Genomic DNA, 22,360 nt, shown 5'->3' with positions numbered 1-22,360 from the left:
TGTATACAAAGAGGAAAGTACAGATATGCGGAAGAGTATTTTGCCGGTGGGAGGAAAATTTATGGAGCATATCACTTTATTTACGGATATTTTGCCCGAAGAACAGGAAAGAATGCGTGTCTGCTTTAAAGTCCGGGAGAAAGTTTTTCAGAATGGAGAAACCATCATGGAATATTCCAGCTCCATGAAAAAGATCGGTCTGATCCAGGAGGGAAGAGCAGTTCTCTACTGCTGTGACGAGGATGGAAATGAGTATGTCATCGATGAACTGAATAGGGACAGTGTATTTGGCGAACCGTTTCTGCTTCCGTCAGATTCCCAGCATTATTATGTATGTGCTACTACCGTGACGAAGGTGCTGTTTATTGATTATGAGCATGTGATCAAGCGCTGTGAAAATGCCTGTCATCATCACAGCCAGATGGTCAGTAATCTTCTGCAGATGACAGCCCTACGTTCCAGGCAGCAGACGGATCGGATATACATGCTTTCACGATCCTCCACCAGGAAGAAGCTGATAGCTTATCTGCATTCTCTGGCTGCGGAAAAAAATGCCGGGAAATTCAAGCTGCCCATGTCCTATACCGCACTGGCCCAGTACTTAAGTGTGGACCGTAGTGCCATGATGCGGGAGATCAAAAATCTTTCGGATGAGGGTGTGATCCGAAGAAATGGACGGAATGTGGAGCTGCTTAAATAGAGGAGAAGATCATCATGAATGTTACAGTAAGAAAATACGAAGAAAAAGATCTTCCGGATCTGATCCGGATATGGAATGAGGTTGTAGAAGACGGTGTGGCTTTTCCACAGGAAGAATGCCTTAACGAAGAGACAGGAAAAGCTTTTTTTTCAGAACAGACCTATACAGCTGCAGCAGTAGATGCGGAAAGCGGAAAAGTTTACGGACTTTACATTCTTCATCCGAATAATATCGGAAGATGCGGTCATATCTGTAACGCCAGCTATGCGGTAAGCAGAGATTCCAGAGGACTTCACATTGGAGAAAAGCTGGTATCCGACTGTCTGACCCGGGGAAAAGAGCATGGTTTTGGTGTCCTGCAGTTTAATGCGGTTGTGGCCTGCAATCTTCCTGCAAGACATCTTTATGAGAGACTTGGATTTACCCAGCTTGGCGTGATCCCGAAGGGGTTCCGTATGAAGGATGGACATTATGAGGATATCTGTCCGTATTATCATGAACTGTAAGAGAATTTTGAAAGGATTTTTAAATGAAAAATCTTCAGATCACTGCATACATGCAGCATTTTATACGGCAGCAGGTCATGCCGGGAGACATCTGTATCGATGCAACAATGGGAAATGGCAATGACACGGTTCTGTTAAGCCAGCTTGCAGGAAAAAGGGGACGGGTTCTGGCTTTTGACATTCAGAAGCAGGCACTGGAACATACGAAGGAGCGACTGAAAAGAGATAACTGTCCGGAAAATTATCAGCTTCTTCTGGAGTCTCATGAGAATATGGATGTTTATGCAGAAGAAGAAACCGTGTCCTGCATCACCTTTAATCTGGGATATCTTCCCGGCGGAGACCATTCGGTGGCGACCAGAGCAGACAGCAGCATAAGAGCGGTGGAAAGCGGACTTAAGCTTCTGAAAAAGGGCGGACTTATGACACTTTGTATTTACAGTGGCGGGGATACAGGATATCAGGAACGGGATGAGATGCTTGCGTTTATCCGTCAGCTGGATCCTCATAAATATCTGGTGATCCTGTCGGAATATGCAAACCGGCCTAATGATCCGCCCATACCGGTGCTGATCATCAAACTGCAATGAATACATAAATCGGTTACTGTCCGAAATACAGGACACAGAGCCCGGAGGGAGCTATCATGAATGATTACATATATTATTATCTGCTTGCAGTCAATATCCTGGCCTTTGTGCTTTTCGGAGTTGACAAGCAGAAAGCCCGTCGTAATAAATGGCGGATCCCGGAGAAGACCTTGATCTTAAGTGCTGTCATTGGTGGCAGCGTCGGGGCGATCCTTGGCATGAGATTTTTTCACCACAAAACCCGAAAAGCCAGATTTGCAATTGGTGTACCGGTGATACTGCTGGTGCAGATTGGTGTGGTGTGCCTGGTACAGTGGGCGATGAAGTAAAACTATGAAGGCAATAACTATAAATGCAATAACCATAAATACAATACCTGTCTGAAAAAAATAAGACAGCTGTCACAGGACAGAGGAGAGACCAATACTCCACGCCTGGGGCAGCTGTTATTTTTTTATAAAAGGATGCTCAAAAATTCCTTCTTGACAAATACTTTTATGATGATATAATTTGATAATCAAAATATTTTAAGATAAAAGATAATTCAGAGAACAGCAGTACAGATTTATACAGACTGATTTAAGACAGATATCATGGAGAAAAATATGACAGGTAAAATATGTGGAACCGGTTCGTGGGCACCGGACAGAGTGTGGGATAACAACGATCTGGCAAAGATGGTGGAAACCAGTGATCAGTGGATTCGGGAAAGAACCGGTGTGGTACAGAGACATATTGCAAAAGAGGACGAAGATACTGTGACGATGGCAGCGGGGGCAGCATTAAAAGCTCTGGAAGACGCAGAAATGAAGGCAGAAGAAATCGATCTGATCCTTGTGGCAACCATTTCTCCAACAGAGATCATGCCCTGTGTGGCATGTGGGGTGCAGGAGCGGCTCGGAGCGGAAAAGGCTACCTGCTTTGATCTGAACGGCGCCTGCACAGGATCTCTTCTGGCACTGAACACTGCGCAGGCATACCTGGCCCAGGGAATATATAGGAATGCCCTTGTGATCGGAGCGGAAAAACTGTCCGGTTTAACGGACTGGACAGATCGTGGCACCTGCATTCTTTTCGGGGATGGTGCGGGAGCAGTCGTGCTGAGAGCAGAAGAGGGTGGAAGCTATGCACAGGTAACCCATTCCATTGGAAAAAAAGGCGGTGCACTTACCTTACAGAGCAGAAATCAGATCCGTTATGAAAATGATCCGAAGGCAAAGGAAACCTACATACAGATGAACGGAAAGGAAGTGTTCAGCTTTGCCGTGAGCAAGGTACCGGAGGCTGTGAAGGAGCTTCTTTCCCGAGAGCAGGTTTCCTGTGAAGATATCAGTTATTATCTTCTCCACCAGGCAAATGAGCGCATCATCCGTTCTGCAGCAAGGCGGCTGGGCGAAGACATTTCCAAGTTCCCTATGAATATGGACAGATACGGCAATACTTCTTCCGCAAGTCTTCTTATCCTCCTGGATGAGATGAAAAAAAGTGGAAAACTGCAGCGGGGTGACAGAATGGTCCTTGCAGGCTTCGGCGGCGGACTGACGTACGGAGCAAGCCTGATCGAGTATTAAAGCCCCTGTTAATGAATTGTTAAAATAAGGCTACGTAGTGAATGCGGATGTTTTTATCCGCTTGATCCAAATAAACCGCGGATGCTTTTATCCGCTTGATTTAATTTTCCGGAGGTAAAAGATGAAAACAAAAGTTACAGAATTACTTGGTATTGAATATCCCATCATCCAGGGCGGTATGGCCTGGGTGGCAGATCATCACATTGCGGCAGCAGTATCCGAGGCAGGCGGCTTGGGACTGATCGCAGCGGCAAACGCACCGGCAGAGTGGGTGCGTGAGCAGATCCGTGAGGCGAAAAAACTGACAGATAAGACTTTTGGTGTAAACATCATGCTGATGAGTCCAAGTGCCGATGAGGTTGCGAAGATCGTAGTAGAAGAAGGGATCAAGGTAGTAACAACCGGTGCCGGAAGCCCGGAAAAATACATGGAAGCATGGAAAGCTGCCGGAGTAAAGGTGATCCCGGTTGTTGCATCTGTAGCTCTTGCAAGAAGAATGGAGCGCTGTGGCGCAGATGCAGTGGTAGCAGAGGGAACCGAGTCCGGCGGACATATCGGTGAGACAACCACTATGGCGCTGGTACCGCAGGTCGTGGATGCAGTAAAGATCCCGGTAATTGCAGCAGGTGGAATTGCAGACGGTCGTGGGATCGCGGCAGCCTTTATGCTGGGTGCAGAAGCCGTACAGATGGGAACCCGATTTGTGGCAACAGAGGAATGTCACGTACATGAGAATTACAAACAATTCCTTCTGAAAGCCAGGGATATCGACACAAGAGTAACCGGCCGTACCACAGGTCATCCGGTCCGTACCTTAAGAAACCCTATGACAAAGGAATATCTGGAGAAAGAAGCTGCAGGTGCATCCTTTGAAGAACTGGAAATGCTGACACTTGGTGGCCTCAGGAAGGCTGTTGTTGACGGCGATGTAAAAACCGGAAGCGTTATGTCCGGACAGATCGCAGGTATGGTAAAGGATGTACCGACCTGTAAGGAGCTGATGGCAAGACTGATCAGAGAGACAAAAGAGACTGTAAAGAAAAACAGTTTTCTTGTGGAGGAATAATAAATGGGAAAAACAGCATTCATCTTTCCGGGCCAGGGTGCACAGAAGGCCGGAATGGGAAAAGATTTTTATGAGAAATACGATACAGCAAAGGATGTTTTCGACTCTGCCGGTGAGTGGCTGGATCTGGATATGAAAGCACTTTGCTTTGAAGAAAATGACAGGCTTGACCTGACTGAATATACACAGGCTGCACTGGTCACTACCTGTCTTGCCATGGAGAAGGTGGTAGAGGAGATGGGACTTCATCCAGATGTAACTGCAGGATTAAGCCTTGGCGAGTACTGCGCTATTGAAGCTGCCGGCGGCATGGAGCTGAAGGATGCTGTTACTACCGTGAGAAAAAGGGGAATCCTTATGGAGCAGGCAGTTCCGGCAGGTAAGGGAAGCATGGCAGCAGTTATGGGAATGGAGACAGAGAAGATCGAGGAAGTGCTTGCAGACATTGCAGATGTAAGCATTGCAAACTACAACTGTCCCGGCCAGATCGTGATCACAGGCCTTGCGGAGGCAGTTGCGGAAGCCTCTGAAAAGCTGAAGGCAGCCGGAGGAAGAAGAGTGATCCCGTTAAATGTCAGCGGACCGTTCCACTCCGCAATGCTTGCCACTGCAGGAAAAGAACTGGGAAAGGTTCTGGAGGGTGTCACACTTCATGAACTTAAAATCCCGTATGTGACAAACGTGACCGCAGAGTATGTGGAAGATCCGGCGGAAACAAAAGCACTTCTGGAAAAACAGATTTCTTCTTCCGTGCGCTGGCAGCAGAGTGTGGAAAATATGATCCGTCAGGGAGTAGATACATTTATTGAGATCGGACCGGGAAGAACCCTTGCCGGATTTATGAGAAAGATCGACAGAAATGTAAAAGTATATAACATCCAGACCGTAGAAGATGCAGAGAAGGTCTGCCAGGAACTGGTATAAATATTGGAAAAAAAGATAAAGAATCAAAAATAAAGCAGGCATAGTGCAGCAGACAGAAATGCCAGGTAACAAATGCGGATCACGGATGACCGCATAACATCAGAAAGGAATTCATATGTCAGAGAAAAAAATCGCAGTTGTAACAGGCGGTGCACGTGGGATCGGGAAAGCCATCGCCCTGGAGCTTGCAAAAGCAGGAAACCTTGTAGTGATCAATTATAACGGCTCAGAAGAAAAAGCCCGGGAAACAAAAGCAGAGATCGAGGCAGCCGGCGGCCAGGCAGATATCCTGCAGTGCAATGTGGCAGATTTTGATGCATGTGAAGCTTTTTTCAAAGCTGTTGCAGAGAAATACGGACGTGTTGATATCCTGGTAAATAATGCCGGAGTTACGAAGGACGGACTTCTCATGAAAATGAGTGAGGAAGATTTTTCCAGAGTTGTTGACATCAATCTGAAAGGAACCTTCAACTGCATCCGTCATGTGTCCAGAATGATGCTGAAGCAGAGAAGCGGCCGGATCATCAGCCTTTCATCGGTGGTAGGCCTTCGTGGAAATGCTGGACAGGCCAATTATGCGGCATCCAAAGCCGGGATCATCGGTCTTACAAAATCCGCTGCAAAGGAGCTGGCATCCAGAGGGATCACGGTCAACGCCATTGCACCGGGATTTATCAAAACAGACATGACGGACGTGCTTTCTGACAAAGTAAAAGAAAATATTGCGGCATCTATCCCCATGGGAAGCATGGGAACAACAGAAGACGTGGCAAAGGCAGCTGCATTTCTGGCATCAGACGGTGCACGTTACATCACAGGACAGGTACTTCGCGTAGACGGCGGAATGGCAATGTAAAGAAGGCTCCCCGGAGTCAGGAGGATAGATTGATGAAAAGACGAGTAGTAGTAACAGGACTTGGAGCAGTAACACCGATCGGAAATGATGTGGAAAGTTTCTGGAACGGAGTAAAAGAAGGAAAGGTGGGGATCGGACCGATCACCCGTTTTGATACGACCGGATACAAGGCAACACTGGCAGCAGAGCTTAAAGATTTTGTGGCAAAGGATCGCATGGATCCGAGAACTGCAAGAAGAATGGAGCCTTTTTCCCAGTATGCGGTAGCAGCTGCACTGGAAGCAGTGGAAAATTCCGGGCTTAAGATGGAAGAGGAAGATCCGTACATGGTAGGCGTTATCATCGGCTCCGGTGTGGGAAGTCTTCAGGCTACCGAGACCAATGAGAAGAAGCTTATGGAAAAAGGTCCTTCAAGAGTGGATCCGCTTCTTGTTCCGAAGATGATCACAAATATGGCAGCCGGAAATGTTTCTATCGCTACCGGCGCAAAAGGAAAATGCACCAACGTGGTAACGGCATGTGCGACAGGAACACATTGTATCGGAGATGCTTTCCGTGCCATTCAGTATGGTGATGCAGATGTAATGCTTGCCGGTGGTACAGAGGGAGCTGTTTGCCCTATCGGTATCGCAGGCTTTGCAAGCCTTACTGCACTGAGCACAAGTGAGGATCCGCTGCGTGCATCCATTCCGTTTGATAAAGACAGAGGCGGTTTTGTTATGGGCGAGGGTGCAGGTGTGGTTGTTCTGGAAGAGCTTGAGCATGCCAAAAAGAGAAATGCCAATATCCTGGCAGAGGTTGTGGGATACGGTGCAACTGCAGATGCTTTCCATATCACATCTCCGGCCGAGGACGGAAGCGGCGCCGCACGTGCTATGGAAAATGCCATGAAGGAAGCAGGTGTTGCACCGGCGCAGGTAGATTATATCAATGCACACGGAACCGGAACACATCACAATGACCTGTTTGAAACAAGAGCTATCAAGCTTGCGTTTAAGGACGCTGCCAAGGATGTAAAGATCAATTCCACAAAATCCATGGTGGGCCATCTTCTTGGCGCAGCAGGAGCTGTTGAGTTTATCGTATGCGTAAAATCCATTCTGGACGGATTTATCCATCAGACAGTGGGAACAACAGAAACAGAGGAGGAGCTTGATCTGAACTATATGATCGGCGCTCCGGCAAAACAGGAAGTTCGTTATGCAATGAGCAATTCCCTTGGATTTGGAGGACACAACGGAACATTGCTTGTAAAGAAGTATGAGGAGGACTGAAGCTATGGAATTTAACCAGATTCTTGAACTGATCGATCACGTATCTGCATCAGAGCTTACTGCCTTTACATATGAGACAGCAGATCTGACCTTAAGTATGGAGCATGGAAAGCCACAGATCATCCAGGGGGTTATGGGAGAAACTGTGGAAAACATTCCGGCAGTAGGAATGACCGGTGGAAAAGTCCGCAGGGCAGTGAATACAGCACCGGTGGCGTGCAAAGATCCTGTGGTACCGGCTTCAACAGATGAAATGGCAGTGACAATGACAGGAAAAACTGTGGCAGAAGCACAGGGAGTGAAAGGTACTGAGCAGTCGGAAACCGTACCACAGAGCGGGGAAGATCAGACAGGCAGCCTGGTAACATCTCCGCTGGTAGGAACCTTCTATGCTGCACCGTCCCAGGATCTTCCGCCTTACGTTCAGGTGGGAGACAAGGTAAAAAAAGGCCAGGTTCTTGCAATCGTGGAAGCTATGAAGCTGATGAATGAGATCGAAAGTGATTTTGACGGCGAGATCGCAGAGATCTATGTGGAGAACGGACAGCCGGTAGAATACGGTCAGAAGCTTTTCCGTATCCGATAAGTACCTTCAGATCAGAATCAGAGAATAAGAAAAATTATTGTTTCAGGAGGATAGAGAATGAAGCATCTTGATGTAAAACAGATCGAGGAGATCATTCCACACAGACATCCGTTTCTGCTTGTGGACTATATTGAAGATTATGAGCCGGGTGAATTTGCTGTCGGATATAAATGTGTGACCTTCCGCGAGGATTTTTTTCGGGGACATTTTCCCCAGGAGCCGGTAATGCCGGGTGTTCTGATGGTAGAAGCGCTGGCACAGGTGGGTGCGGTAGCCATTCTTTCCCTGGAGGACATGAAGGGAAAAACCGCTTATTTCGGAGGCATCAACAAGTGTAAATTCCGCAGAAAGGTAGCTCCGGGAGACAAGCTCCGTCTTGAAACAAAGATCATCCGCAGAAAGGGTCCTGTAGGCATTGGTTCTGCAGTGGCATCTGTGGATGGTGAGGTTGCCGTAGAGGCTGAGCTTACATTTATGATCGGGTAAGGTGATTGTATGATTCGAAAGTTACTGATCGCCAACAGAGGCGAGATCGCGGTGCGTATTATTCGTGCCTGCAGAGAAATGGGAATTGCCACAGTGGCGGTTTATTCTGAGGCAGATGAGGAAAGCCTTCACACACAGCTGGCGGACGAAGCAATCTGTATCGGACCGGGGCCATCTGCACAGAGCTATCTGAATATGGAACAGATCATCAGTGCAACCATGGTTTCCGGTGCGGATGCCATTCATCCGGGATTTGGCTTTCTTTCTGAAAATGCCAGATTTGCGGAGCTCTGTGAAAAATGCGGGATCACATTTGTGGGTCCTCCATCAAAGGTCATCCGTATGCTGGGCAACAAAAAAATTGCAAGAAGCACCATGATCGCAGCTGGTGTTCCGGTAGTTCCGGGCAGCGAAGGGGATGTGGAGGATATTGAAACCGGTCTTAAGGAAGCTGAGAGGATCGGTTATCCGGTGATCATCAAGGCAGCTCTTGGCGGCGGCGGAAAAGGCATGCGTGTGGCAAACACACCGGAGGAATTTCCGGAAGCCTATGCAACCGCCAGAAAAGAGTCTGAGATCGCTTTTGGCGACGGTACCATGTATATTGAACATTTCGTGGTAAATCCGAGACATATTGAGTTTCAGATCCTTGCAGACAGCTTCGGAAATGTGATCCATCTGGGAGAGCGTGACTGCTCCATCCAGAGAAATCATCAGAAGATGATCGAGGAATCTCCAAGTGCTGCAGTTTCTCCGGAATTAAGAGAAAAAATGGGTCATGCGGCGGTGACGGCGGCGAAAGCAGCCGGTTATGTAAATGCGGGAACGATCGAATTTCTTCTGGAACCGGATGGAAAATTCTGGTTTATGGAAATGAATACAAGGATCCAGGTGGAGCATCCGGTGACAGAGTGGGTAACAGGTATCGATCTTGTAAAGGAGCAGCTGAAGATCGCTTCCGGAATGCCTCTTGAGATTGCTCAGGAGGATGTCCGGATCCAGGGACACGCCATTGAGTGCAGGATCAATGCTGAAAATCCCCAGAAAAATTTCCGCCCTTCGCCGGGAACTATCCAGGGAGCGCATTTTCCGGGAGGAAACGGGATCCGTGTGGATACCTGTGTGTATAACGGCTGTAAGATCCCGCCATATTATGATTCCATGCTTGCGAAGCTGATCGTTCATGCAGGTAACCGGAAAGAAGCCATTGCAAAAATGCAGAGTGCTCTTGGTGAGGTGATCATTGACGGAATCGATACAAATATTGACTATCAGTACGAAATCCTGAAAGATGAGGATTATCAGTCCGGAAACTTTGACACTGGCTTTCTTGCCAGCCATATCATTGCGGGAGTGAAGATCAATGAGAATTAAGCACATGTTCAAAAAAACAGTCAGGGATATCCGGGGTGAGGAACAGGAAAACACTCCGGAGGTGCCGGATAACCTGATGCGTAAATGCAACGTCTGCAAAGCGGCGGTTTTTGTAGACGAGGTAAAGCAGAATCAATACATCTGTCCCCACTGCGGAAATTATTTCCATGTACCCGCTTATCGTCGGATCAAAATGATCGCAGATAGAAAGAGCTTTGTGGAGTGGGATGCTCACATGGAAGAACAGAATCCCCTTCAGTACAGAGGCTACGAAGAAAAGCTTCAGGGGCTTCGTGAAAAGACAGGGCTTGATGAGGCTGTAGTTACCGGAAAGTGTACTATAAAAGGGACATCTGTGGCACTTGGTGTCTGTGACTGTCGTTTCATGATGTCCAGTATGGGAGAAGTCGTGGGGGAAAAGATCACGCGGGTTTTTGAACGTGCCACAGAGGAGAAGCTGCCGGTAATCCTCTATATCTGTTCCGGCGGTGCCAGAATGCAGGAGGGGCTGGTTTCCCTGATGCAGATGGCAAAAACCAGTATGGCCATCCGGAAGCACAGCGATGCCGGACTTCTTTATGTGCCGATCCTCACAGACCCGACAACAGGCGGCGTGACGGCAAGCTTTGCTATGCTGGGAGATATTATCCTGGCAGAGCCGAAAGCGCTGATCGGTTTTGCAGGTCCCAGAGTGATCGAACAGACCATCGGGCAAAAGCTTCCCAAAGGCTTCCAGAGAGCGGAATTTCTTCTGGAACACGGCTTTGTGGACAAGATCGTAAAGCGTGAGGAGCAGAGGATCGTATTGGCGGATATTCTGAGATTACATCAGGATAAAGTCCTAAATAATGTACAGTCCGATAATACGGACATTAAAAATGGGTTCAAGTCTGACAATCAGGAATCGATGAAAACTGTTGAGGAAGATAATAGGATCTGGCCGGACTTCGTTCCATCCGGAGATTTCACTCCCTGGGAACATGTCCAGCTTGCCAGAGCCAAAACACGCCCTACAGGAAAGGATTACATCGAAGCGCTTTTTGACGATTTCATGGAATTTCACGGAGACCGTCACTGCGGGGATGATCCGGCAGTGATCGGTGGTGTGGCATTTTTCCACGGACAGCCGGTAACTGTCCTTGTACAGGAAAAAGGAGAGGGTACAAAGGAAAACATTACCCGGAATTTCGGAATGGTATCTCCGGAGGGGTACTGGAAATCCCTGCGTCTGATGCAGCAGGCAGAGAAATTTCACCGTCCGGTGATCTGCCTTGTAGATACGCCAGGCGCATTCTGCGGGCTGGAAGCTGAGGAACGTGGACAGGGTGAAGCCATTGCAAAAAATCTCTATACACTGGCAGGTCTCACAGTGCCGGTGCTTTCCGTTGTGATCGGTGAAGGCGGAAGCGGAGGGGCCCTTGCCTTGGCGGTGGCAGATGAGGTATGGATGCTGGAGCATTCCGTTTATTCCATCCTGTCCCCGGAGGGCTTTGCCTCCATTCTCTGGAAAGACAGCAAAAAGGCAAAGGAAGCAGCAGCAGTGATGAAGCTCACAGCTGCAGACCTTTACCAGATGGGGATGATCGAGCATGTGATCCCGGAAGCAGAGCCTGTAAGCCGTGAGAACATAAATGATATTGCGGGTTATCTGGAAAACGGAATTGCGGATTTTCTTGAGAAATATGGCGAAGAAGAGCCGGAGAAGCTTCTGGAACATCGCTATGAACGTTTCCGGAAAATGTAGAAGCAATAAGTGCAGTGATTTTGTAGCCCGCAAAGTAAAAATCCAGTGGAAAAAATGCCATATTTATGTTACGATGGCTTCATAAACAGAGAACCGGAGAAGCCTTTTTGCTCCGGAGAAACAGGAGCGGGTAGAGTGGACAATCGGGAAGTTATAAATGACGTGCTGGTGAATCTGTTCAATGAGATCCTCCGACTGGAGGAGGAAGCCATCATCACAGATAAATATAAAGATATTTCCAACAATGATATGCACATTATCGAGGCTGTAGGTCTTGGAGGGGGGAACATGTCCTCCATTGCAGCCAAGCTTAAGATCACCGTAGGCTCCCTCACAACATCTATGAACAGTCTTGTAAAAAAAGGCTATGTGAAGAGAGAGCGAAGTGAGAAGGACCGGCGTGTGGTATTTATCCAGCTTACAAATAAGGGACGTATGGCATATCATCATCATGCGGAGTTTCACAGGCAGATGACAGAAGCGGTGATCGCAGAGCTGAATGAGAATGAGACAGACGTGCTGGTAAAAGCACTGGACGGACTGCGTAAATTTTTCAGACAGTATCACGAACAATGAAGAAATGTATAATAAAAGCATCCGGATCGGTAATAAAGGACAATTACCGATCCGGATGCTTTTTGCATAACAGGCATTTTCGACACGGACATTTATTGAAAATGATATTAAATGTCGCCTTTGTTTTTGTGATACGAGAGTTTATTCGTCCCAGCCATCCTGGAAGCGGATATTTACAGAGATATTGCGGACAACGTCTCCTTCCTGAAGCTCCAGATCGCTCTCATCGGAAACCGGAGGAAGCTTTCCCTCAAATTCCATAAGCTCTGTGTAGATCCAGTCGTATGCAGCTGCATTGGCATTTTCGATGGCATCATCCAGCGTGTCACCGTTGGCTTCACAGCAGGCAAGATCCGGAAAAAAAGCATTGTATTTTTTGTCCTCTGTGGGACGGAAAACTGCGGGATATATAAATTTCATAGGTAAGATTCCTTTCTTTTTTAAAATGAAGTGATCCGTGTAATACCATGAATATGGATAGTTTTACCTGACCTAGTACAGCGAATATTAAGTAACCGCCATATTGACTTGTCTGATTTTTCATCTGCTGCGTTGTCGTCAATCGTCGTAGCCACCGCTACGCCTCATTCCTCCGCCTTGCAGATGAAGAAATCATCCTGCGTCAATATGGCAGAAACTTAATTTTCGCTGTACTAGTAAGTATATACTAATTTCAGAATGAGGGCAAGCGAGTTCATGATCCAATGAAAGATCTAAATAAGAACAGCAGAGTTTTGGGAATGCTATAATCAGAAAATTGTCGTATATAAGTAAAAATGATAGATATATAACCCTTTTTGTCCTTGTATATAGGAAATATAGATGCTATACTGTGTAATACAGAGTATGAACGGGGGGTCGAAAGACCTGACGGGAGGCACAGCTATGATTTATACAGCTTTGACGAAAAAAGCTATGAAGGTGGCGTACGAGGCACATCATGGACAGACAGATCGAAGCGGGACACCTTATATCTTTCATCCATTTCACGTAGCGGAGCAGATGGATGATGAACTCAGTGTATGTACGGCACTTCTGCACGATGTGATAGAAGATACAGAGATCACATTTGAGGATCTTACCGGAGAATTTCCGGAAGAGGTTGTGGAGGCCTTACGTTGTCTTACAAGAGATAAGAATATGAATTATTTCGATTATATCCGGAAGCTTAGGAAGAATCCGATCGCAAAAAAAGTGAAGCAGGCTGATCTGCTCCACAATTCTGATGTAACACGTCTTTCTGACTGCGAAAATATGTCTACTGAACAGATATCACGGCTGCATGGAAGATATAAACGGGCTTTGGAGATACTTCATGATGCCAGGTGATATTATTTTCGCACAAGTCATTTATTGACTTTTATTCAGTTTTTTCATGCGCATGATCCACACAAAATATCCGTGACCTCAGATATTATTGTGGATCTTCTTAGTGGAAGTATGGATTTCTTGCATTGATCTCTATGTAGCATTTGATCGCATATTTGATAAATTCTATGATTTTTTTCATTTTATTTTCCTCCTCTTTTCTTTAACTTACAAATGCATTATAATAAACTCTCGGAAACATTACGTGCCAAAAACACAGAAAAAGTAGTCAAATATTGCGGAGAGAAAAATCCATGTTTCCAGTATACGAAGAAAAAAAGAAGAATCTCCATATTCATCTGCGGACCTTAGCCCATGCTTCACCCCATCTTCATAACTCCATAGAGTTTATCTATATCACAGAGGGAACTCTGGAGCTTGGTATGGGACAGGAGCTTTATCATATGGAAGAGGGAGATCTTGCAGTGATCTTTCCGGATGTGATCCATCACTATCAGGTGTTCTCTCCGGGAGAAAACAAAGCAGTCTATCTCTAGGCAAAGCCGGTATTGACTGGTCAGTTTGCGGATATCATTCAGAACAGCTGTCCGGAAGACCCGGTTATAAAAAAGGAGCAGGTGCATCCGGATATTGTAAATGCGGTACGGTGTCTCAGGGCAAACCGCAAGGAGAAGGATGATAATCTTGCAGTGGAACAGGCGTATGTGCAGATTCCGGGATTTGAAAGTCAGAGGACTTTTAACCGGGTATTCCGGGAACGGTACCGGATGACACCAAGAGAATACAGAACATTATATAAGGAAAAATATTTACGAGAGGAACAGACATGATCACAGTAGAGCTGGAACATTTCAGCCTTGATAAAATATGCGATTCCGGACAGTGCTTCCGGATGAGAAAGCTTGGAGACGGACATTTTTCCATGGTGGCGGGAGACCAGTATCTGGAAATGTATCAGAAAGACGGAGTGGTGGATTTCTGCTGCTCTCAGGAGGAATTTATCTGTTACTGGGTGCTTTATTTTGATCTGGATACGGATTATGAAGCTTACATGAATGCTGCTAATCCACGAGATAAATATCTAGGTGCCGCAATAAAGGCAGGAGACGGGATACGGATATTAAGACAGGATCTCTGGGAAATGATCGTTACGTTTCTGATATCTCAGCAGAACAATATCAAGCGTATCCGCAAATGTATCGAAACCATCTGCCGGAAGTACGGAGAGCGAAAAAATTCATCTTCAGGTGTGGAATACTACGCTTTTCCGACTGTAGAGGCGCTGAGTCAAGCAACGGAAGAGGAGTTAAGAGGATGCGGCCTGGGATACCGGGCAAAATATATCGCGGTAACGGCCAGGACCATTGCATCCGGTCAGATCTCTCTGGAAAAAATCTATGATATGCGTTACCCTCAGGCAAAGAAGGAGCTGATGAAGCTCTGTGGTGTGGGAGAAAAGGTAGCTGAATGTATCTGCCTGTTTGCACTGCATCATATGGATGCTTTTCCCATAGATACCCACATCCGTCAGGTCATGGACGTGCATTACAAAAGAGGATTTCCCAACCGCAGATACAGAGGAATGCGTGGGATCATGCAACAGTATATTTTTTACTATGACTTGTACTCATAGACTGCGGATGCTATCATAGGTGAAAATAAAGGAAAAATCCACGGAGGAAAAAGTAATCAGAAAATATTCACTGCGATTGAGACAACCACGTATAAAAAAGAAAGAAAACAGATATTATATCCGGGGCTATAAGGGAACGGAAGTGATCATCCGTACAGATCATGAGATTCTGAAGAGGATTGCCTACAGGCGTACCTGCGTGAAACAAGTCTGCATTCCTGGAAGATATGAAACAGAAACAAAATATATCTATACAAGAAAAGAAAACAGAAGAAGCCGCCCAGTCATAGTTCCGGGCATTCCGACCGGGAGAGAAACGGCTATGCCACGTGCCGTGCGGACAGTGCTCCATGCTCTTTCCTATGGCGGGATCGAAGTGGAGGCTTCCAGAAAGCTGGCAGATCTTAAGAAGATGGATCCTATGAGGATCTTTTACAGGACACTGGATGCGGAAGTTTATAACGGAGACTATAAAGTGCCGATCCGTCTGTTTTTTCCAACAGAAGAGGACATGGAAAACGGTGCCGCCTCCGGAAAAAAACCACCGGTGATACTGTTTTTCCATGGCGGTGGCTGGGTTACGGAAAGTGTAGAGAATTATCAGCGGGTTTGTGCCAGAATGGCACAGTCTACCGGTCAGATCGTGGCGTCTGTTGAATACAGGCTGGCACCGGAATACCGTTTCCCGGTGGGACTGATGGATTGTTATGCAGCTGCGAAGACTTTTTACACCAATCGTTTTCTTCTGAATACGGATCCGGATCGTATCACCATTATGGGAGATAGTGCAGGCGGAAATCTGGCAGCGGCTGTATGTATGATGGCCAGAGACCGCGGAGATTTTTTTCCAAAAAAACAGATCCTTATTTATCCGGCACTGAACAACTGTTATACGGAAGACTCTCCCTTTGAATCCGTAAAAACAAACGGAACCGGTTATCTTCTCACAGCGGAGAAGATGGAAGATTATCTGAAATTCTATGAGAGTTGTCCGGAAGACAGGAGGAATCCCTATTTTGCGCCGATCCTGGAGAAGAATTTTCGAAATATGCCGGATACACTGATACTTACCGCTGAGTTCGATCCTCTTCGGGATGAAGGTGAGGCATTTGGTGAAAAACTGAAGGAAGCGGGAAATCGTGTGGAAGTGCACAGGATCGCAGGTGCGTTTCACGGGTATTTTGCACTGGGGATCAAATTTCTGCATGTGCAGGAGAGCTTTGCATATGTAAATCGTTTTCTGGAAACAGAGGAACAGGAAGAAGGAAAGCATCATGAAGAACGAATATGCACAGTGGAGAAAACTTGACAATGCGGCGCTGGCGTTCCCGGCGGTGACAGGAAAGAATGACACCAGGGTATTTCGTTTTTACTGTGAACTGAAAGAAGAGATAAAAGAAGAAAACCTGCAGGAAGCCCTGGAGAGGACACTGGAAAAATATCCTCTTTTCCGTGCAGTTTTAAGAAAGGGACTGTTCTGGTTTTATCTGGAGAGACGTGATATTCCGGCAGTGGTAAAGAAAGAAGCAGGCGCACCCTGCAGCGGACTTTATATTCCGGACAAAAAAACGCTTCTTTTTCGGGTGAGCTATTATAAGAACAGGATCAATTTCGAGGTATTTCATGCGCTGACGGATGGAACGGGAGCCATGCATTTTCTGATGGAGCTGGTGAAAAATTATCTTCAGGAGACGCACCCATCCGCAGAGCTTCCGGAGCTTTTTCCGGATGAAAACATTACGGGCAGGGATATGGAGGAGGACAGCTTTTCTCAGTATTATTCCTCCGACGCGCCAAGAAAGAGAGAGTCCAAGAAGCCTGCTTTCCAGTTAAAAGGCGAGAAGCTCAGGCAGGAGGATATGAATATCACGGAAGTCTGTGTTCCGGTAAAAGAGATCCACGCTCGTGCAAAAGCGGCCGGTGTATCGATCACGGTTTTTCTTACGGCAGCACTTATCTGGGCGATCCATGAAGAAGTGCCTCAGAATCAGGCGAAAAAGCCCATTGGTTTGATGATCCCGGTAAATTTGAGAAATTATTTTCCGTCCCGGTCTATGGCAAATTTTTTCGGATGGATCGAGATCAGCTGTTATTTTCAGCCTGATACAGCCTTTGAGGATATTCTGAGATCCGTAAAGGAGCAGTTTGCAAAGGAACTGAGTAAGGACGTGATCGAAGCAAAGCTGAATGATCTGGTAAGCCTGGAGAAAAATCCGATCCTGCGTCTGGTACCACTGGAGATCAAAACCCCGTTCCTTCTTGCCGGGACGACTCTCGGAGGGAGGTCTATCACGGCGATCTATTCCAATGTGGGGATTATCCGGATGCCGGAGGAATATCGGAAATATATTCAGAGATTCGGACTTTTTGCAAGCACGGACAGTCTGCAGCTGTGTTCCTGTTCTTTTGGAGATGAGATGGTTTTAAGCTTTACGTCCAAGATCCCCAATGGAAATATTGAGCGGAATTTTGTGGAGAGACTGAAAAATGAGCAGGTATCCTGTACAATTCGGGAGAATGATCTTCCGGGACAAAAAGAGGAGCAGAAACAGCAGATGAAGTTTTTTGAGAGCTTTACATTTCTGTGTATTGTGCTGGCTGTGGTATGTAATCTGATCGATTATCTGCTGGATGGTCATATAGGCTGGGCCTGGTTTGTGACTGCAGGGGCGTTCTGCACCTGGCTGATGGTTTCAGTGGCTTATGTGAAGCGGCGGAATCTTCTGAAGAATGAGATGTGGCAGCTGGTGATCGCAGCTGTTGCAGGAGTGCTTTGGGATGTGTTTACCGGCTGGCGTGGCTGGTCTGTGGATTATCTGCTTCCTCTGGCTTCGCTTGCTGTGATCTGCTCCATGTGGGTGATCACTGCGGTACAGAAGCTGGAGGTGGCGGAATATATGATCTATCTTCTGGAAGCAGGAGCTTTCGGAGGAGTGATCCCTGTGATCCTGTTGGCTGCCGGTGTGGTAACGGTGCTGTATCCGTCGCTGATCTGCATATGCGTCAGTTTCCTGATGCTGATATGGCTGTTCCTGTTTAAGAGGAAAGATATGGTGCGGGAGATGCAGAAGAAATTCCGTGCATAGAAAATAAAAACAACCGTCGATCTGCAGAGGATTTTTTGAAGATCTGTCTGCAGATCGGCGGTTTTTTGATCAAATCAAGGGAGTCTCCTGCAGGGTTGCGAAAAGCAATAAGCAGTGGGTGGGAACCTGTTCGGTGTTCGGAGATCAGAATCCGAAATCTTCATAGTCCTCCGGTGTAAACTTATGATAGATCATATGCTCACCCTCCAGGGACAGACAATACCGGTAGTCATCCGGGATCCCGTCTTCGAAATATACGAGATAATCAAATCCGGTTCCGGTTGTTTTTTCCACGTGTACATGTTCGGAATAAGCATGAAAAACATCCATCACTTCATCAAGAGTACAGCCATGACGTGCAACCGTGCCTATAAAGTGTACCAGAAATTCACTCGGCTTCCGGTTTTCGTGAACGTAGTCCGAGGCCTGAGGCGGCAGGGTGATGCAGAAACGCCCGTTTTTGGAAGAAGCCGTTACTTTTCCAAGACGGTCACAGGCATGATCTGAGAATTTTTCCATTGCATGCTGCATTTCTTCTTCCGTAAGTTCTGTGCCAAGAAGGCGGTTCAGAGACTGCAGCGGATAATAAAAACGGGTAACTCCGCTCATGTATCCGATCTTTACCTGTTGTTCCTGGATCATATCCAGGAGATTATTTTCCAGTTTTTTGAAATTCATTATGTTTTTCCTTTCCGAGGTCTGAAGGTTTATTGAACTGCATACATTCAGATCCCATTTTTTTCGCAGATATCATTGAGACAGCAGCGGTCACAGTAAGGTTTTGTCCGCGCTGTACAGACTTCTCTTCCATGATTGACAAGACGGTGGCAGAGATCATTGCCTTCTTCCGGAGGGATGATCTTCCAGAGAGCCATTTCCACCTTTTTCGGATCCTTCATGTCATGGACAAGGCCGATGCGGTTGGAAAGGCGGATACAGTGAGTATCTGTTACAATGGCGGGCTTGCCGAATACGTCCCCCATGATCAGGTTTGCGCTTTTTCGGCCCACACCGGGAAGCTTCAGAAGTGCGTTAAAGTCTTCCGGCACCTTGTCGTGATACTGTTCGTGGAGAATGCGCATACAGGCGCTGATGTCCCGGGCTTTGCTTTTTCCAAGGCCGCAGGGACGTACAATGGATTCGATCGCTTCCGGCTCTGCTGCTGCCAGGGCTGCCACATCCGGGTATTTTGCATAGAGATCCTGAACAACTACATTGACCCGGGCATCGGTGCACTGAGCTGCCAGACGGACACTTACAAGAAGCTTCCAGGCATCATCATAATCCAGTGTACAGTCTGCATCCGGATATTCCTTTTTTAAACGGCTGATAACTTCATAGGCCAGTTCCTGTGTTGTCATTTGTATATGAACCATCCTTTCAATTTCGGTTATATTACTGAATTACTACAGCCAGGATGATACCACAGCATTCGGAGAATTACAAGGTGGACAGGAGTACAGAAGCAGTGTGTGGCATTTGGGAATTTTATCAGCAGAGCAATTTTGGGAATCCCCCCCAGGGGCTTGTTAATACCCTGACAATTTGGTACATTAAACGTGACCTGTGAGGGACCTGATCTCCCTCACGTGAATAGAAAAGTGCGGAGGAATCAACGTGGAAAAACTTCTCGATGAAATCGAATCTTACTGGAGCACTCGTACAGAAGGGTACTCCGAAGTGAATCATAAAGAGCTTGCAGGAACGCAGAAAAACGCATGGCTTAAGGTGCTGACCAGTCAGTTTCCGGACAAACCCAAGGAAGAGATCCGTATCCTGGATATCGGAACGGGCCCCGGATTTTTTCCTGTGATCCTGGCAGAAGCCGGATATCATGTAGATGCAGTGGATTATACGGAAGGAATGCTGGAAAAGGCAAAGGAAAATGCCGGAGATCTTTGCCGGAATATTCGCTTTTTGAGGATGGATGCACAGAAGCTGGATTTTGAGGATAATACCTTTGACGTGGTCATTTCACGAAATCTTACCTGGAATCTGGAGCATCCTGATGTTGCTTATAGAGAGTGGGTCCGTGTACTGAAGGTAGGAGGAAGACTTCTGAATTTTGATGCCAACTGGTACGGTTATCTTTATGAGGAAGAGCAGCGTAAGGCCTACGAAAACGACCGGAAAAATGTGGAAAACAACAGCCTGGATGATCACTATCTCTGTACGGATATTGAGCGCATGGAGCGGATCGCCCTCCAGGTACCGCTGTCAAAGATCAATCGTCCCCAGTGGGATGTAAAAACTCTCCGAGAAGCAGGACTTCTTGGAATCCGCACAGACACAGAAATATGGAAAACGGTCTGGAGTGAGGAGGAGAGATTAAATTATCAGTCCACACCAATGTTTATGGTAACTGGTGTAAAGCCGGATCATTTCCTGAATCTTCCGGTTGCGGTAGGAGAAAAAACAGAAGGCTTTCTTGAGCTCGGAGATGGAGAATTTGTCCTTCCTGCAACCATCATCCGTGGAAAAGATCCTGGAAAAACCGTTCTCGTCACAGCAGGTCTTCATGCAGGAGAGTATGTGGGGATCCAGACTCTGATCGAGCTGTCGAAGCGGCTGAAGCCGGAAAAGGTAAAGGGTCAGCTGGTTCTGGTAAAGGTGCTGAACCGGGAAGACTTTGAGAAGCGTGCAGGCAGCATCAGCTGGGAAGACGGAAAAAATCTGAACCGTGTTTTCCCTGGCAGAAAAGATGGCACAAAAATGGAACGACTGGCAGCGGCCATCACAGAATCCCTGATCCGGAAGGCAGATTATTATATCGATCTTCACGGCGGTGATGATTATGAGGAACTGACTCCGTATGTATATTTTGCAGGCGTGGCAAAGCCGGAGATCGTGGAAGCTTCCCGAAAAATGGCAGAGCAGGTTGATGTCCCATATATGGTACAGTCAAATGTGAGTACAGGCGGCGCCTACAATTATGCGGCAAGTACCTTCCATATTCCGGCGGTCCTTCTGGAACGCGGCTGTATGGGAACCTGGGAACGGGAGGAAGTGGATTCCATGCGAAGAGATGTAAGAAATATCCTCTGCAGCATCGGAGCCTATAACGGAATCCGTTCCCACAGTACGTACTATCCGCTGAAAATGGATGATGTGCGTTATCAGTGCGCCAGTGTCAACGGTCTCTGGTATCCGGTGAAGAAACCAGGCGATATCGTTCATCAGGATGAGTATCTTGGAGAGATCCGTGATTATGAGGGAAATGTACAGGAAATCTGTCGTGCAGACATGGATGGTGTGATCCTTTATCAGGTATCAAGCCTTCAGGTTGTGGAAGGCGGCCCTGTGATCACCTACGGAAATATCGTAAGAGAAAAAGACGAGCGGAAAACAAGGATCGCCCAGTACTGGACCAGGCGCAGCGACAGCTTTCTGGAACAGAGAAGAGCAGAGCTTCACAGTGCACTTGCAGGCCGCTGGATGGCTGAGCTTAAGAAGTATCTGCCTGAGAAAAAGAATCTCCGGATCCTGGATGTAGGCTGCGGAACCGGATTTTTTACCATTCTTCTTGCAAAGGAAGGCCATCAGGTAACCGGGATCGATCTGACGCCGGATATGATCACTCATGCAAAGGAGCTGGCGGAGGAAGAAAAAGCAGACTGCCGGTTTATGGTGATGGATGCAGAAGCTCCGGATTTTCCGGATGAGGAATTTGATGTGATCGTATCACGAAACCTTACCTGGACACTTCCGGACGCGGAGCATGCTTATCAGGAATGGTTCCGCGTACTGAAACCGGGCGGAGTGATGATAAATCTGGATGCAAACTACGGAGCAGCAGACTTTGCGGACACTGCGGATCTTCCGGAGAATCATGCTCATCATCAGATCCAGGATGAGCTGATGCAGGAATGCGAGGATATCAAGCGGCAGCTGCCCATCAGTTCTTTTCTGCGTCCGGCATGGGATCTGGAAACGCTGAGCCGTATAGGTGTGGAAGAATTTTCCTTTGACCTTGGTATCAGCAAACGTATTTATATAGAAAAAGACGAGTTTTACAATCCGACTCCGATGTTTTTGATCTTTGCGAAGAAACAGAGGTAG

General features: G+C 47.0%; 22 protein-coding genes and 1 pseudogene. 20 read left to right on the top strand and 3 right to left on the bottom strand.

Annotated elements, in window-relative coordinates; all coding sequences use genetic code 11:
- Window positions 1-61 precede the first annotated feature (61 nt).
- From GPK58_RS03095 to GPK58_RS03030, 14 genes are all read left to right on the top strand, one after another.
- On the top strand, window positions 62-700 hold the full coding sequence (locus GPK58_RS03095) for a Crp/Fnr family transcriptional regulator (RefSeq protein WP_022427177.1): 639 nt from the start codon (window positions 62-64) through the stop codon (window positions 698-700).
- Between the two features lie 14 nt (window positions 701-714).
- Entirely contained in the window at window positions 715-1,206 is a 492-nt protein-coding gene (locus GPK58_RS03090; protein ID WP_215638174.1) for a GNAT family N-acetyltransferase, read from the top strand.
- 23 nt (window positions 1,207-1,229) lie between these two features.
- The gene (locus GPK58_RS03085) at window positions 1,230-1,796 is read left to right on the top strand and encodes a class I SAM-dependent methyltransferase (protein ID WP_215638173.1); all 567 of its coding nucleotides are present in this window, start codon (window positions 1,230-1,232) and stop codon (window positions 1,794-1,796) included.
- A gap of 56 nt (window positions 1,797-1,852) precedes the next feature.
- Complete coding sequence (locus tag GPK58_RS03080) at window positions 1,853-2,125, top strand: DUF1294 domain-containing protein (RefSeq protein ID WP_022427174.1); 273 nt, start codon at window positions 1,853-1,855, stop codon at window positions 2,123-2,125.
- A gap of 276 nt (window positions 2,126-2,401) precedes the next feature.
- Entirely contained in the window at window positions 2,402-3,367 is a 966-nt protein-coding gene (locus GPK58_RS03075) for a beta-ketoacyl-ACP synthase III (protein ID WP_015525537.1), read from the top strand.
- Between the two features lie 121 nt (window positions 3,368-3,488).
- Window positions 3,489-4,433, top strand: coding sequence for an enoyl-[acyl-carrier-protein] reductase FabK (gene fabK, locus GPK58_RS03070; RefSeq protein ID WP_022427173.1), 945 nt, complete (start codon window positions 3,489-3,491; stop codon window positions 4,431-4,433).
- A 3-nt stretch (window positions 4,434-4,436) separates the two neighbouring features.
- Window positions 4,437-5,357 carry an ACP S-malonyltransferase gene (gene fabD / locus GPK58_RS03065; protein WP_092071748.1) on the top strand — a complete coding sequence of 307 codons (921 nt, stop codon included), beginning with the start codon at window positions 4,437-4,439 and terminating at the stop codon, window positions 5,355-5,357.
- Window positions 5,358-5,472: 115 nt separating this feature from the next.
- Window positions 5,473-6,213, top strand: a complete 741-nt coding sequence (fabG, locus tag GPK58_RS03060) for a 3-oxoacyl-[acyl-carrier-protein] reductase (RefSeq protein ID WP_015525540.1) — start codon at window positions 5,473-5,475, stop codon at window positions 6,211-6,213.
- A gap of 32 nt (window positions 6,214-6,245) precedes the next feature.
- Window positions 6,246-7,487, top strand: a complete 1,242-nt coding sequence (gene fabF / locus GPK58_RS03055) for a beta-ketoacyl-ACP synthase II (RefSeq protein WP_015525541.1) — start codon at window positions 6,246-6,248, stop codon at window positions 7,485-7,487.
- Window positions 7,488-7,491: 4 nt separating this feature from the next.
- The gene (gene accB / locus GPK58_RS03050) at window positions 7,492-8,073 is read left to right on the top strand and encodes an acetyl-CoA carboxylase biotin carboxyl carrier protein (RefSeq protein ID WP_215638172.1); all 582 of its coding nucleotides are present in this window, start codon (window positions 7,492-7,494) and stop codon (window positions 8,071-8,073) included.
- Window positions 8,074-8,130: 57 nt separating this feature from the next.
- On the top strand, window positions 8,131-8,559 hold the full coding sequence (gene fabZ / locus GPK58_RS03045; RefSeq protein WP_015525544.1) for a 3-hydroxyacyl-ACP dehydratase FabZ: 429 nt from the start codon (window positions 8,131-8,133) through the stop codon (window positions 8,557-8,559).
- 9 nt (window positions 8,560-8,568) lie between these two features.
- On the top strand, window positions 8,569-9,933 hold the full coding sequence (locus GPK58_RS03040; RefSeq protein ID WP_015525545.1) for an acetyl-CoA carboxylase biotin carboxylase subunit: 1,365 nt from the start codon (window positions 8,569-8,571) through the stop codon (window positions 9,931-9,933).
- Window positions 9,923-11,677 (top strand): acetyl-CoA carboxylase carboxyltransferase subunit alpha, encoded by a 1,755-nt coding sequence (locus tag GPK58_RS03035; protein ID WP_215638171.1) that lies wholly within the window; start codon window positions 9,923-9,925, stop codon window positions 11,675-11,677. Before GPK58_RS03040 ends, GPK58_RS03035 begins: the two co-directional genes overlap by 11 nt.
- Window positions 11,678-11,812: 135 nt before the next feature.
- The gene (locus GPK58_RS03030; protein ID WP_044962274.1) at window positions 11,813-12,253 is read left to right on the top strand and encodes a MarR family winged helix-turn-helix transcriptional regulator; all 441 of its coding nucleotides are present in this window, start codon (window positions 11,813-11,815) and stop codon (window positions 12,251-12,253) included.
- 141 nt (window positions 12,254-12,394) lie between these two features.
- Here GPK58_RS03030 and GPK58_RS03025 read toward each other — a convergent pair whose 3' ends face one another.
- A complete protein-coding gene (locus GPK58_RS03025; RefSeq protein WP_015525547.1) occupies window positions 12,395-12,673 on the bottom strand; it encodes a type II toxin-antitoxin system HicB family antitoxin in 279 nt (92 codons plus the stop codon).
- A 465-nt stretch (window positions 12,674-13,138) separates the two neighbouring features.
- Between GPK58_RS03025 and GPK58_RS03020 the strand changes: the two genes are divergently transcribed.
- From GPK58_RS03020 to GPK58_RS03000, 5 genes and pseudogenes are all read left to right on the top strand, one after another.
- On the top strand, window positions 13,139-13,582 hold the full coding sequence (locus GPK58_RS03020) for an HD domain-containing protein (protein ID WP_022427167.1): 444 nt from the start codon (window positions 13,139-13,141) through the stop codon (window positions 13,580-13,582).
- A gap of 293 nt (window positions 13,583-13,875) precedes the next feature.
- Window positions 13,876-14,412, top strand: a pseudogene (locus GPK58_RS13400) (AraC family ligand binding domain-containing protein).
- Window positions 14,409-15,215 (top strand): DNA-3-methyladenine glycosylase family protein, encoded by an 807-nt coding sequence (locus tag GPK58_RS03010; RefSeq protein ID WP_173740375.1) that lies wholly within the window; start codon window positions 14,409-14,411, stop codon window positions 15,213-15,215. The pseudogene GPK58_RS13400 and the gene GPK58_RS03010 overlap by 4 nt, the downstream one beginning before the upstream one ends.
- 76 nt (window positions 15,216-15,291) lie before the next feature.
- The gene (locus GPK58_RS03005) at window positions 15,292-16,524 is read left to right on the top strand and encodes an alpha/beta hydrolase (RefSeq protein WP_330383016.1); all 1,233 of its coding nucleotides are present in this window, start codon (window positions 15,292-15,294) and stop codon (window positions 16,522-16,524) included.
- Complete coding sequence (locus tag GPK58_RS03000; RefSeq protein WP_173741098.1) at window positions 16,490-18,301, top strand: DUF6320 domain-containing protein; 1,812 nt, start codon at window positions 16,490-16,492, stop codon at window positions 18,299-18,301. The genes GPK58_RS03005 and GPK58_RS03000 overlap by 35 nt, the downstream gene beginning before the upstream one ends.
- A 144-nt stretch (window positions 18,302-18,445) precedes the next feature.
- On the opposite strand, the gene GPK58_RS02995 is transcribed toward GPK58_RS03000, so the two are convergent.
- Window positions 18,446-18,979 carry a DUF3877 family protein gene (locus GPK58_RS02995; protein WP_092071731.1) on the bottom strand — a complete coding sequence of 178 codons (534 nt, stop codon included), beginning with the start codon at window positions 18,977-18,979 and terminating at the stop codon, window positions 18,446-18,448.
- Between the two features lie 47 nt (window positions 18,980-19,026).
- Window positions 19,027-19,662 carry an endonuclease III domain-containing protein gene (locus tag GPK58_RS02990; RefSeq protein ID WP_215638170.1) on the bottom strand — a complete coding sequence of 212 codons (636 nt, stop codon included), beginning with the start codon at window positions 19,660-19,662 and terminating at the stop codon, window positions 19,027-19,029.
- A gap of 256 nt (window positions 19,663-19,918) precedes the next feature.
- On the opposite strand from GPK58_RS02990, the gene GPK58_RS02985 reads away from it, so the two are divergent.
- On the top strand, window positions 19,919-22,360 hold the full coding sequence (locus GPK58_RS02985; protein ID WP_173740376.1) for a methyltransferase domain-containing protein: 2,442 nt from the start codon (window positions 19,919-19,921) through the stop codon (window positions 22,358-22,360).

Source organism: Blautia sp. MCC270 (genome assembly GCF_018785605.1).
GTDB classification, from domain to species: Bacteria; Bacillota; Clostridia; order Lachnospirales; family Lachnospiraceae; genus Blautia_A; species Blautia_A fusiformis.
This window is presented reverse-complemented; position numbering and strand designations above follow the sequence as displayed.

What these genes read in the sequence shown, in the direction of transcription:
- accB (WP_215638172.1), top strand. Translation starts at nt 7,492, where the DNA reads ATGGAATTTAACCAGATTCTTGAACTGATCGATCACGTATCTGCATCA.
- GPK58_RS03010 (WP_173740375.1), top strand. Translation starts at nt 14,409, where the DNA reads ATGATCACAGTAGAGCTGGAACATTTCAGCCTTGATAAAATATGCGAT.
- GPK58_RS03085 (WP_215638173.1), top strand. Translation starts at nt 1,230, where the DNA reads ATGAAAAATCTTCAGATCACTGCATACATGCAGCATTTTATACGGCAG.
- GPK58_RS03095 (WP_022427177.1), top strand. Translation starts at nt 62, where the DNA reads ATGGAGCATATCACTTTATTTACGGATATTTTGCCCGAAGAACAGGAA.
- GPK58_RS03035 (WP_215638171.1), top strand. Translation starts at nt 9,923, where the DNA reads ATGAGAATTAAGCACATGTTCAAAAAAACAGTCAGGGATATCCGGGGT.
- GPK58_RS02995 (WP_092071731.1), bottom strand. Translation starts at nt 18,979, where the DNA reads ATGAATTTCAAAAAACTGGAAAATAATCTCCTGGATATGATCCAGGAA.
- GPK58_RS03040 (WP_015525545.1), top strand. Translation starts at nt 8,569, where the DNA reads ATGATTCGAAAGTTACTGATCGCCAACAGAGGCGAGATCGCGGTGCGT.
- GPK58_RS03025 (WP_015525547.1), bottom strand. Translation starts at nt 12,673, where the DNA reads ATGAAATTTATATATCCCGCAGTTTTCCGTCCCACAGAGGACAAAAAA.
- GPK58_RS03090 (WP_215638174.1), top strand. Translation starts at nt 715, where the DNA reads ATGAATGTTACAGTAAGAAAATACGAAGAAAAAGATCTTCCGGATCTG.
- fabF (WP_015525541.1), top strand. Translation starts at nt 6,246, where the DNA reads ATGAAAAGACGAGTAGTAGTAACAGGACTTGGAGCAGTAACACCGATC.
- fabD (WP_092071748.1), top strand. Translation starts at nt 4,437, where the DNA reads ATGGGAAAAACAGCATTCATCTTTCCGGGCCAGGGTGCACAGAAGGCC.
- fabZ (WP_015525544.1), top strand. Translation starts at nt 8,131, where the DNA reads ATGAAGCATCTTGATGTAAAACAGATCGAGGAGATCATTCCACACAGA.
- fabG (WP_015525540.1), top strand. Translation starts at nt 5,473, where the DNA reads ATGTCAGAGAAAAAAATCGCAGTTGTAACAGGCGGTGCACGTGGGATC.
- GPK58_RS02990 (WP_215638170.1), bottom strand. Translation starts at nt 19,662, where the DNA reads ATGACAACACAGGAACTGGCCTATGAAGTTATCAGCCGTTTAAAAAAG.
- GPK58_RS03075 (WP_015525537.1), top strand. Translation starts at nt 2,402, where the DNA reads ATGACAGGTAAAATATGTGGAACCGGTTCGTGGGCACCGGACAGAGTG.
- fabK (WP_022427173.1), top strand. Translation starts at nt 3,489, where the DNA reads ATGAAAACAAAAGTTACAGAATTACTTGGTATTGAATATCCCATCATC.
- GPK58_RS03000 (WP_173741098.1), top strand. Translation starts at nt 16,490, where the DNA reads ATGAAGAACGAATATGCACAGTGGAGAAAACTTGACAATGCGGCGCTG.
- GPK58_RS03020 (WP_022427167.1), top strand. Translation starts at nt 13,139, where the DNA reads ATGATTTATACAGCTTTGACGAAAAAAGCTATGAAGGTGGCGTACGAG.
- GPK58_RS03080 (WP_022427174.1), top strand. Translation starts at nt 1,853, where the DNA reads ATGAATGATTACATATATTATTATCTGCTTGCAGTCAATATCCTGGCC.